This is a genomic window from Pseudomonas sp. NFACC16-2 (genome assembly GCF_900119205.1).
GTDB lineage: Bacteria > Pseudomonadota > Gammaproteobacteria > Pseudomonadales > Pseudomonadaceae > Aquipseudomonas > Aquipseudomonas fluorescens_Q.
This window is the reverse complement of record NZ_FPIX01000077.1, coordinates 1-10753: the sequence shown is the minus strand read 5'-3', so window position 1 is coordinate 10753 and position 10753 is coordinate 1. Positions and strand designations below refer to the sequence as shown.

General features: G+C 61.5%; 10 protein-coding genes and 1 pseudogene. 2 read left to right on the top strand and 9 right to left on the bottom strand.

From position 1 onward, the window contains the following. Window positions 1-770: 770 nt before the first annotated feature. Window positions 771-1958: a Na+/H+ antiporter NhaA gene (gene nhaA / locus BT116_RS29770; protein ID WP_072349339.1), complete on the bottom strand. Its 1188-nt coding sequence runs from the start codon at window positions 1956-1958 to the stop codon at window positions 771-773. A 266-nt stretch (window positions 1959-2224) separates the two neighbouring features. Here nhaA and BT116_RS29765 point away from each other — a divergent pair, with 266 nt between their 5' ends. Then, window positions 2225-3319 (top strand): PLP-dependent cysteine synthase family protein, encoded by a 1095-nt coding sequence (locus tag BT116_RS29765; protein WP_072349337.1) that lies wholly within the window; start codon window positions 2225-2227, stop codon window positions 3317-3319. A gap of 156 nt (window positions 3320-3475) precedes the next feature. Here BT116_RS29765 and BT116_RS29760 read toward each other — a convergent pair whose 3' ends face one another. The 3 genes from BT116_RS29760 to BT116_RS29750 all read right to left on the bottom strand — a co-directional run bounded on the left by BT116_RS29760 (window position 3476) and on the right by BT116_RS29750 (window position 6498). Beyond that, window positions 3476-5089 carry an NAD(P)/FAD-dependent oxidoreductase gene (locus BT116_RS29760; RefSeq protein ID WP_072349335.1) on the bottom strand — a complete coding sequence of 538 codons (1614 nt, stop codon included), beginning with the start codon at window positions 5087-5089 and terminating at the stop codon, window positions 3476-3478. Between the two features lie 73 nt (window positions 5090-5162). Next, a complete protein-coding gene (locus tag BT116_RS29755) occupies window positions 5163-5837 on the bottom strand; it encodes a COG3650 family protein (RefSeq protein WP_072349341.1) in 675 nt (224 codons plus the stop codon). 61 nt (window positions 5838-5898) lie between these two features. Next, window positions 5899-6498, bottom strand: a complete 600-nt coding sequence (locus BT116_RS29750) for a short chain dehydrogenase (RefSeq protein WP_072349333.1) — start codon at window positions 6496-6498, stop codon at window positions 5899-5901. 104 nt (window positions 6499-6602) lie between these two features. Here BT116_RS29750 and BT116_RS29745 point away from each other — a divergent pair, with 104 nt between their 5' ends. After that, complete coding sequence (locus BT116_RS29745; RefSeq protein ID WP_072349331.1) at window positions 6603-7517, top strand: LysR family transcriptional regulator; 915 nt, start codon at window positions 6603-6605, stop codon at window positions 7515-7517. Window positions 7518-7677: 160 nt separating this feature from the next. On the opposite strand, the gene BT116_RS29740 is transcribed toward BT116_RS29745, so the two are convergent. From BT116_RS29740 to BT116_RS29720, 5 genes and pseudogenes are all read right to left on the bottom strand, one after another. Further along, complete coding sequence (locus BT116_RS29740) at window positions 7678-8154, bottom strand: DoxX family protein (protein WP_072349329.1); 477 nt, start codon at window positions 8152-8154, stop codon at window positions 7678-7680. Further along, complete coding sequence (locus BT116_RS29735; RefSeq protein WP_072349327.1) at window positions 8151-8909, bottom strand: HvfC/BufC N-terminal domain-containing protein; 759 nt, start codon at window positions 8907-8909, stop codon at window positions 8151-8153. The genes BT116_RS29740 and BT116_RS29735 overlap by 4 nt, the downstream gene beginning before the upstream one ends. Then, complete coding sequence (locus tag BT116_RS29730; RefSeq protein WP_072349325.1) at window positions 8906-9775, bottom strand: MNIO family bufferin maturase; 870 nt, start codon at window positions 9773-9775, stop codon at window positions 8906-8908. The genes BT116_RS29735 and BT116_RS29730 overlap by 4 nt, the downstream gene beginning before the upstream one ends. Window positions 9776-9802: 27 nt before the next feature. After that, window positions 9803-10108 carry a BufA1 family periplasmic bufferin-type metallophore gene (locus BT116_RS29725; RefSeq protein WP_072349323.1) on the bottom strand — a complete coding sequence of 102 codons (306 nt, stop codon included), beginning with the start codon at window positions 10106-10108 and terminating at the stop codon, window positions 9803-9805. A 344-nt stretch (window positions 10109-10452) separates the two neighbouring features. Continuing rightward, window positions 10453-10753: pseudogene (locus BT116_RS29720) on the bottom strand (IS4 family transposase); the annotation flags it as partial.

Sequence of the window (10753 nt, the reverse complement as noted above, 5' to 3'; positions counted from 1 at the left end):
CCGCCGCGAAGGGCCATCCATGGCCCAGCGCGGCTATCCCGGCATCCATGCCGGGATGCCCACTGCGCAATACCTGCGTTCGGCCAGCGTGGTTTAACGGGGCGCCCCAGATCAAAAGCCGAAGCGAGGCGGCCTTATAGCCGACCTGGTTCTTGGTGGGACCGCGTTTCTTCTGTTGGAGCGGGCTTGCTCGCGAAGGCGGCGTCACAGTCGATGATTATGTGGATGTACCGGCCTCTTTGCGACCAAGCTCGCCCCCACAGGAGGTCTGTGTTGAATATGAATTTTGTGTCCGCTGAAGATTGAATGTGGGAGCGAGCCTGCTCGCGATGGCGGTGGTTCAGTCACATGGATGCTGGGCTTGCTGGCCTCATCGCGAGCAAGCTCGCTCCCACAGGAGAAACACGTTCACCCAAAACCAGGTCGGCTACTAGGCCGCCTCGCGGTGGACGTTGATCTCGGCGCCCCATTAACCACGCTGGCCGAACGCAGGCATTGCGCAGTGGGCACCTCGGCATGGATGCCGAGGTAGCCGCGCTGGGCCATGGATGGCCCTTCGCGGCGGCCCACGGAGCAATGCCGGAGTGAGGGCACACCGAGCCTACGCGAGGTGCCAAGTGGTGGGGCAGAAGCGCTTTGCTTACTTTCGCGCTTTTCGAAAGTGAGTCGCTGTAAAAGCGAAACCATAAGTGGCCGTTACCGCAGAAACGGATATACACACCATTCCTTAACCTCCCATGGCTCTCAAGACGCTAACGCAGAAGTAAGGATCAACCAGGCAATGCGGGCTGCTTGCGACTGGCCGCCGCCGTCACCGCATAACCCAACAACGCCGCCAGTATCGAACCAGTGAGAATCCCCATCCGGTCCATGCCCGCATAGTCGCTGACACCCGGCTCAAACGCGAGGGAGCCAACAAACAGGCTCATGGTGAAACCGATACCGCACAGGATCGCCACCCCCAATACCTGGCCCCAGTTAGCGCCAAGGGGCAGGCTGGCGATGCCGATTTTCACCGCCAGCCAGGTCAGGCCGAAGACGCCGACGGTCTTGCCCAGCAACAGGCCGATGGCGATACCCATTGGCACATGATGGGTGAAGCTTTCGACGGTGACGCCGCTCAGGGAGAGGCCGGCGTTGGCGAAGGCGAACAGCGGCAGGATGCCGTAGGCCACCCAAGGATGCAGGGCATGTTCCAGGGTTAGCAGCGGCGAAGTCTCGGCGTTTTTCGTGCGCAGCGGGATGCAGAACGCCAGGGTCACCCCGGCGAGGGTGGCGTGGACACCGCTCTTGAGCACGCAGACCCACAGAATCAGACCGACAACCATGTAGGGTCCGAGCTTGACCACGCCCATCCGGTTCAACGCCACCAGCACGGCGATGCAGGCGGCCGCCAATATGAGCGACAAGCTGGACAGGGCGCCGGAGTAAAAGATCGCGATGATGATAATGGCGCCCAGGTCGTCGATGATCGCCAGGGTCATCAGGAACAGCTTGAGCGACACCGGCACCCGCTTGCCGAGCAAGGCGAGCACGCCGAGGGCGAACGCGATGTCGGTGGCCGTCGGAATCGCCCAGCCGGCGAGGGCGGCCGGGTTGTCGCGGTTGAGGAACCAGTAGATCAGCGCCGGCACGACCATGCCGCCAATCGCCGCCGCACCCGGCAGGACGATTTGCGAGGGTTTGGACAGTTGCCCGTCGAGTACCTCACGTTTGACTTCGAGGCCGATGAGCAGGAAGAACATCGCCATCAGGCCGTCGTTGATCCACAGCAACAGCGGTTTGGCGATCTTTAGCGCCCCGACCTGGGCCACTACCGGCGTGTCCAGCAGGCCGTTGTACAACCAGGAGAGCGGCGAATTATTGATGGCCAGGGCCAGCACGGCGGCGGCGATCAACAGCAGGCCGCTGGCCGCTTCCAGTTGGAAGAAACGCGTCAAGGAATTACGTAGAGGCATGATCGCTCTCCCTATCGAATCAAAAAGATGGCACACCCTAACCCGTACTGTTAGTTGTTAAAACAAAAGTTATATTCTTTTTTGTTATATGTCGTTACAACGCTTGCTCCACGCAGTCGGGCAGTTATGGACCATATTGGACCTTAGCTGTACCTGTGCGTGATGTCGGTTTTTTCCTAAGCTTGCGCCTGGTTTTTCCGAGACCACGTCGCGCCTGCATGACCGTCAGGTTTCCCCGCGTCGAACCGAGCCAGTGAGAGGACACCATGAACGACCACCGCCAGTGGGCGCGCGAAGCGATTCGCATCATTGAGGCTGACTTCCAGCGCAGTGCCGATACACATCTGATTCCCCTGCCGCTGCCTGGCCTGCCGGGTATCGAGCTGTATTTCAAGGATGAGTCCAGCCATCCCACCGGCAGCCTCAAGCATCGGCTGGCTCGTTCGCTGTTTCTCTACGCGTTGTGTAACGGCTGGCTCAAGCCGGGAGCGCCGGTGATCGAGGCTTCCAGCGGCTCGACAGCCATTTCGGAAGCGTACTTTGCAAGGTTGCTCGGCCTGCCCTTTATCGCGGTGATGCCGGCGACCACCTCCCGGGAAAAAATCGCACAGATCGCTTTCTACGGTGGCCAGAGCCATCTGGTGGACGATCCTACGCAGATCTACGCCGAGTCCGAACGCCTGGCCCGTGAACATGACGGTCACTTCATCGACCAGTTCACCTATGCCGAGCGCGCCACGGACTGGCGGGCCAATAACAACATTGCCGAATCGATCTTCCAGCAGATGCGCTTCGAGCGACATCCGGAGCCGAGCTGGCTGATTTCCAGCCCCGGCACCGGCGGTACCACAGCCACCTTGGGACGTTATGTTCGCTATCGCCAGCATGGCACCCGCGTGCTGTGTGCCGACGCCGAGCGGTCGGTGTTCTTCGATTACTACCGCAGCGGCGATGCCAGCCTGCGCCTGGATTGCGGTTCACGCATCGAAGGCATCGGTAGGCCACGGGTCGAGGCGTCGTTCTTGCCGAAGGTCATCGATGCGATGGTCAAGGTCCCGGACGCTTTGTCGCTGGCGGCCATGCATTACCTGGCCGAGCGTCTGGGACGACGGGTCGGTGGGTCCAGTGGTACGAACCTGATCGGCGCGCTGATCGCCGCGAGGCAGATGGTTGAAGCGGGGGAGTCGGGGTCGATCGTGGCGATTCTGTGTGACGGCGGTGAGCGCTATGCCACGACCTATTACGATCCGGCGTGGCTCAAGGCCCAGGGGTATGAGTTGAGTGGGCTGATGGCTGCCGTGGCGGCGAGTGTGGAACGGGGTGAGGCGCTGCCGGAGAGTGTGTTGCGGGCCAATATCTGAATCACTGAGGTCCCTTGTGGGAGCGAGCTTGCTCGCGATGGCGGCCTGGCATTCAACACAGATGTTGACTGGTCCTCCGTTATCGCGAGCAAGCTCCCACAGGGTAATGCTATTTACTTGGGCCTGTGGCTGCCCTGAGTGAACAGCATTGTCCCCTCAGGCCTCGAGGCCAAGGATATCCCGCGCCACGGCCTCGGCAATCCGAATCCCGTCCACGCCCGCCGACAGGATCCCGCCGGCATAACCGGCGCCTTCACCGGCCGGGAACAGGCCCTTGACGTTCAGGCTCTGCAGCGATTCGTTGCGGGTAATGCGCAGGGGCGATGAGGTGCGGGTCTCGATGCCGGTCAGCACGGCGTCGTGCAGCGAGTAGCCGCGAATCTGTTTCTCGAACGCCGGCAAGGCTTCGCGGATGGCTTCGATGACAAAGTCTGGCAGGGCCAGGGCCAAGTCGCCCAGGGATACCCCTGGCTTGTAGGAAGGTTCGACGCTGCCCAGTGCCGTTGACGGTTTGCCGGCGATGAAATCACCCACCAGTTGCGCCGGGGCCTCGTAGTTGCTGCCACCGAGCACAAACGCGTGGGATTCCAGACGTTCCTGCAACTCGATGCCAGCAAGCGGGCCACCGGGATAATCCACTTCCGGGGTAATACCGACGACGATACCGGAGTTGGCGTTGCGCTCGTTGCGCGAGTACTGGCTCATGCCGTTGGTCACGACGCGGTTCGGCTCGGACGTCGCGGCTACCACGGTGCCGCCCGGGCACATGCAGAAGCTGTACACCGAACGACCGTTCTTGGCGTGGTGCACAAGTTTGTAGTCGGCGGCGCCAAGTTTCGGGTGACCGGCGTACTTGCCCAGGCGCGCGCTGTCGATCAGCGACTGCGGGTGTTCGATACGGAAACCCACCGAGAACGGCTTGGCTTCCATGTACACGCCGCGGCTGTGGAGCATGCGGAAGGTGTCCCGGGCGCTGTGGCCCAGGGCAAGGATCACATGTTTCGAATGAATCTGTTCGCCGCTGGCCAGCTCGACGCCGACCAGTTGGCCGTCCTCGATCAGCACATCGGTGACCCGCTGCTGGAAACGTACTTCACCGCCCAGGGCGCGAATCTGCTCACGCATGGTTTCCACCACGCCTGTCAGGCGGAACGTGCCGATGTGTGGCTTGCTGACGTAGAGGATTTCTTCCGGTGCCCCGGCCTTGACGAACTCATGCAGGACCTTGCGGCCAAGGAATTTGGGATCCTTGATCTGGCTGTAGAGCTTGCCGTCGGAAAACGTCCCGGCGCCGCCTTCACCGAACTGCACGTTGGATTCGGGGTTGAGCACGCTTTTGCGCCACAGGCCCCAGGTGTCCTTGGTGCGCTGGCGCACTTCCGGGCCGCGTTCGAGGATGATCGGCTTGAAGCCCATCTGCGCCAGCAACAGGGCGGCGAAGATCCCGCACGGGCCGAAACCGACCACGATCGGCCGCTCGCTCAGGTCGGCCGGTGCCTGGCCTACCACTTTGTAACTGATATCCGGCGCTTCGTTGACGTTACGGTCATCGGCGAACTTGCGCAGCAGGCTGGCTTCATCGCGCACCGTCAGGTCGATGGTGTAGATGAAGCACAGTTCGGAAGATTTCTTACGCGCGTCGTAGCTGCGCTTGAACAGGGTGAAGTCGAGCAGGTCATCGCTGGCGATGCCCAGGCGCTGCACGATGGCAGGGCGCAGGTCTTCTTCGGGGTGGTCGATCGGCAGCTTGAGTTCGGTGATTCGTAACATGGCGGGGTCCGGTTCGCGGGATGCACAACTGCACCAGGGCGTGAACCGGCGATTATAAGCCAAAAGCTGTGAATCAGTCGTCGCGCGCGCCACCGAAGTAGGCGCAGCCGCGTTGGACCTGGCCGTTGACCCGCAACTCGGCGCTCATGTGTTGCACGCTGTCGCTGACACTGTCGACACAACGCGCAGGTGTGACCCAGAGTTCGACTTTCTGGCCGTTGGCCTCGGTGCCCAGGTTGAAGCGGCCATCGCCCAATTGCTCCTCGACGTAAGGCACCGCCAGCGGCGGCTGGCCTTCGCGGTCCAGCACCAGGCCCTTGCCACTGGCCTTGAGGGTCCATTCCGGGCTGTGTCCTGCGGCGCGCAGGATCACTCGTTTGAAGTCAATGTCTTCGCAAGCCGTTCCCGAGCGTTCCAGGCGATACAGCTGTTCAACGTCCAACTGACTGTCGGTGCCGGCCGCTGCGCTGGAGACGATGCGACCGCGCACATCGGCAAACAGTTTGCCCTGGTCATCGGCCAGGCTGGCGGCCTGCTGCAGCACGCTGGTGTCGCCGCTGTCGTTGACGATGTAGCGACGCTGCTCCTGGCATGGCTGGAATACCAGCTTGCCGTCGACCGCCGTGAGCTCGCCCTGCATGCGCGTCTGGCCGGCGTGGGAGGCGCTCTGTCGTGGGGCGTCGAGCAATTGGCAGCCGGTGAACAGCGGCAGGAGGGCGACAAACAGCAGGGAGCGGGCAGCACGCATCATTGGGTCTCCAGACAAGTGCCGCCACGTTACTCAGACTGATCCTGCATCACAAGGGGTGTTAGCCCACGTGAAAGGTCTGGCCGGTCTGCAGGCCTTCGACGCTCTTGGCGTAGGCCAATGCAACATCGACGGCCGGCACCGGCTTGTAGCCCCGGAAGTAAGGTGCGTACTTGTCCATGGCTTCCAGCAATACGTTCGGGCTCACCGAGTTGACCCGCAAGCCCCGTGGCAACTCGATTGCCGCGGCGCGCACGAAACTGTCCAGGGCGCCGTTGACCAGGGCCGCCGAAGCACCGCTCTTGATCGGGTCGTGGCTGAGTACGCCGGTGGTGAAGGTGAAGGAGGCACCGTCGTTGGCGAATTCGCGGCCGATCAGCAACAGGTTGACCTGGCCCATCAGCTTGTCTTTCAGGCCCAGGGCAAAACTGTCTTCGGTCATGTCAGCCAGGGGCGCAAAGGTGACGTTGCCGGCGGCGCAGACCAGGGCATCAAAACCGCCAGTCTTTGCGAACAGGGCGCGGATTGAAGCGCTGTCGCTGATATCCACCTGCAGTTCACCGCTGTGGCGGCCGATCCGAATGATTTCGTGGCGCGGCGACAGTTCGTTATCAATGGCCGAGCCGATGGTGCCATTGGCGCCGATCAACAGGATTTTCATGAGCTGTTCCTCAATGGGTTGAATGAGTTTTCAGTCTAGAGGGGTTCTTTCCATTGATAATCATGCTAATAGGCAACCTTTGGTTTTCAATTGGAAACAATCCAATGAGCGAAATGGATGACCTGGCGGCGTTTGCCGTGTTGATGGAGGCCGGCAGTTTCACCCTGGCGGCCCAGCAGTTGGGGTGCAGCAAGGGCCAGTTGTCCAAGCGCATCAGCCTGCTGGAAAACCGGTTTTCGGTGGTGTTGCTGCAACGCACTACGCGGCGCCTGAGCCTCACGGCGGCAGGGGCGGCGTTGCTGCCCCAGGCTCAGGCGTTGCTGGTGCAGGTGGAAAGGGCGCGTCAGGCATTGGCTCGGTTGAAGGACGATATTTCCGGGCCGGTGCGTATGACGGTGCCGGTTTCGTTGGGTGAAACCTTCTTCGAGGGCTTGCTGATGGAGTTCGCTCGCACGTACCCCAACGTGCAGATCGAGCTGGAGCTCAACAACGGTTACCGTGACCTGACCCGCGATGGCTTCGACCTGGCGATCCGTTCCGACGCCGCCATCGATGAGCGATTGGTGGCCCGGCCACTGCTGGCGTGGCACGAAATGACCTGCGCCAGCCCGGCCTACCTCGAACACTATGGCGAACCCGAGACGCCCCAGGCCCTGGCCGAACACCGTTGCCTGCTCAACAGCCACTACAGCGGGCGCGAAGAATGGCTGTACCACCAGCAACACGAATTGTTGCGCGTACGGGTGTCGGGGCCGTTCGCCAGCAATCACTACAGCCTGTTGAAAAAAGCCGCCCTGGCCGGCGCCGGAATCGCCCGGCTGCCGTCGTATCTGCTGCATGAAGAGTTGGCTGACGGACGCCTGCATTGGCTGCTGCGTGACTACCAGACCCGGCGCATGCCGATGTACCTGGTGCACCCGTACCAGGGGGGATTGCCCAAGCGCACCCAGGTGCTGGCCGACTATTTGATCGACTGGTTCAAGCGCAGCGGCGAGGCGTTGGATCGGCTGCAGCGATAGTCCATCCATTGGACAATCCCTGTGGGTGGCTTGGATGTTTCGACCTGTCCAGATCCCTGTGGGAGCTTGCTCGCGAAGGCGTTGGTCATCCGGTATTTGTGCAAGCTGACCCACCGCTATCGCGAGCAAGCTCGCTCCCACAGGAGATTTTCAATCTCAGTCAGTGGGCGTAACGCTTGGCAATCAGGTGGTCGATGGACAGTACCCCCGGTCCGCGCGCCATCAGGTAGAGCAAGACCGCGGCCCAGGTACCATGGGTCGGGTAGGCGTCCGGGTAGACGAACAGTTGGATGGTCAAGGTCATTCCCAGCAAGGCCAGCGCTGAAAAGCGCGTCGCCAGGCCAAGCAGGATCAGCACCGGAAATACATGCTCGGCAGAGGCCGCCAGGTGCGCAGCCAGTTCCGGCGACAGCAGCGGCAGGGCGTATTCGCTTTTGAACAGGGGTATGGTCGAGTCCGCCAGCCGCGGCAGACCGATCTGGAAGGTGCCGTCGACCAGGTCGATGGCCAATCCTTCGATTTTGGTCTGGCCGGATTTCCAGAACACCGCGGCAATCGAGAATCGCGCGATGAAGGCGATCAGGCTGTGGGGGATTTTCTCCAGCCATTGAATGAAACCGGCAATCAGGGCGTTCATGGGGATACCTGTTCAGCTAGGAGGTGAGTGATAGCGCTGTGACGAATGAGCCCCGCCAGGGTCTGTTCCAGGTCGAGGTCGATTGAGGCTTCAATGGCAGTGGCCAGGGACAGCCCCTGTTGCAGGGCGGTGATGAACCCGTGGGCCGCGTGATTGATCGCGAACACTTGCACGTCGAGGCCGTTGCGCAGCACCAAGGCGTTTTGCGCAGAAAACGCCTCGAACGGCACGGGTGTCTCGTGCTGATGGGCGGCCCAGATCGTCACCACGGCGAAGGGCGAGTGCAGCAGCCGCAGTGACGGGTGCAGACCGATCTTCAGGTGCTTTGTCTGTGTGGCGGACGACAGCACCTCGACGATCCGTTCTGCGGCCATGGGCTCGGCGTCGGCGGCATGCCAGGCCTGCACGTGCAGCCGCTCCAGTCGGGCGACATCCGCCAGGTACGGTACGCAGGCGGCGGGTTCGAAGCGTTCGATGAAGCCGGCAAAATCATCCCCGTAGTCGTTCATCACCGGACTTCGCGGTGGCGCCGACTGGACATAGACCCCGGCCATGCCTCGGAAAAATTCCTCGCCCACCAGTTGCGCCGCCACCGGGTAATTGTCGGCCAGGGCGTTGATCAATGAGCTGAGCACGTTGTTGCGGTACACCGCGAAGCGACTCTGCGGGTCGGCGCCGTTGGTGCTGAGCAGGCCGGGGGGGCAAGCCTTGCGCGGGTCGAGCAGGGCGGCGGCGAATGTGCACTGGTCGCTCATGATCGGGCTCCAACGGCATTTAAAAGCTGATCGGCCTGGCGCGCTTCGGCCAGCAGCACCTCCCATGGGGGGATGTGGTTGTCGCGCTCGATCAAGGTGGCTACCGGCCCGATCTGCGCCAGAACCTTGAGGTACAGTTGCCAGACTGCGTTATCGATTGGCGCGCCGTGGTCGTCTATCAACAGGCGCTCGCCAAGGCTGTCGGTGTCTTCGGCAAAACCGGCCAGATGGATTTCGCCGGTCGCTTGCAGGGGCAGGGCGTCGAGGTAGGCCAGTGGATCGCGGCAATGGTTGACGCACGAAACGTAGACGTTGTTCACATCCAGCAGCAGGCCGCAGCCGGTGCGACGAATGACTTCGCTCATGAAGTGCGGCTCGTCGAGTGTCGAAGCTTCGAACGCCAGGTAGGTCGCCGGATTCTCCAGCAGCAGCGTACGTTTGAGGCTGGATTGCACCTGGTCGACGTGTTCGCAGACGCGGTCGAGGGTCGCTTCGTCGTAGGCCAGGGGGAGCAAGTCATTGAGGAACACCGGGCCGTGGCTGGACCAGGCCAGGTGTTCGGAAAAGGATTGGGGCTGATAGCGGTCGATCAATGCAGCCAGGCGCCGCAAATGCGCGACATCCAGCGGCCCCTCCCCACCGATCGACAGGCCGACGCCGTGCAGCGACAGCGGGTACTGTTCGCGTATCCGCCCCAGGAAGTGATGAAGCGGCCCGCCGGCCACCATGTAGTTTTCCGCGTGCACTTCGAAAAAGCCCAGGTCCGGTCGGGCCTGGAGCACCTCACGAAAATGCTCGCTCTTGAGCCCCAGCCCTGCCCTTGGCGGTAGCCGGTTATCAGTGGCGAGGGATGGGGTATTCAACATGGTGGCAGAGGCCTCAGGTAGATGCGATCAGGACTTGGCTTTGAACGCTTCGAGCTGGCCGAAACCAGTCGGGGAGGTTTCGCTTTTGGTGGTGGTGCAAGTGCCTTTGGGTACCGATTTCCAGGAGTTGCCCTGATAATCCATTTTTGCCGTACCGGCGCAGGTGGTGCCGGCGCCGGCGGCGCAGTCGTTCTTGCCTTTGAGGGCAACGCCGAAGCATTTTTCCATGGTGTCGTCGGCAGCGTGGACGGTCGAGACGGCTGTCATGCTCAGGGCAGAACCCAGGGCCAGGATCAGGGCGGTGGCGGACAGGGTGCGGGTCGAAGCAGTCATGATGATTCTCCAGTCATTCAGGGAAATGAACCGGCGTCAGCGCCGGTCTGCTGAACTAGAGAAGGGAGGGGGGAAAGCGTTACAGCGATCTGTCGATTTTTTGTTCGCCCCGAAAAATCCAATGTGAAGGGGAGTTATATGTGGCGAGGGGATTTATCCCCGTTGGGCTGCGAAGCAGCCCCCAAAGCCAGCTCTGCAGTGTGTCAGGTTCATCGAAAGCTGCAATCAAAGGGCTGCTCCGCAGCCCTGCGGGGATAAATCCCCTCGCCACAATTGTGTTCTCCTGGCACCGTTATGCTTGTTTGAAATACGGGCAAAAAAAACGGCCCGAAGGCTAATGCCAGTCAGTTAAGCTGACTGGCATTTCTATTTCTGATCGGATATTTCGGTGATTTCAGCCGAATCGCCCGAGGATAAACGCGCTCCTCACGTCGATGCGGCAGCACGTAGTGCGGCGCTGAAGCATGAAGCTCGGCCAAATACTTGGGGATGTTCCCGGAACGGTCGGCGGAGACGCTGTTGATAAACCCGAGAATCGCCCAAGTGCAGGCGGTGAAGCTCATTTCGCACGGGTAAATGCCAGGACAGTGGCGACTCATTTCCACCATCTGATAGCGCAACAAGTTGTAGCCCAACAACACGCCC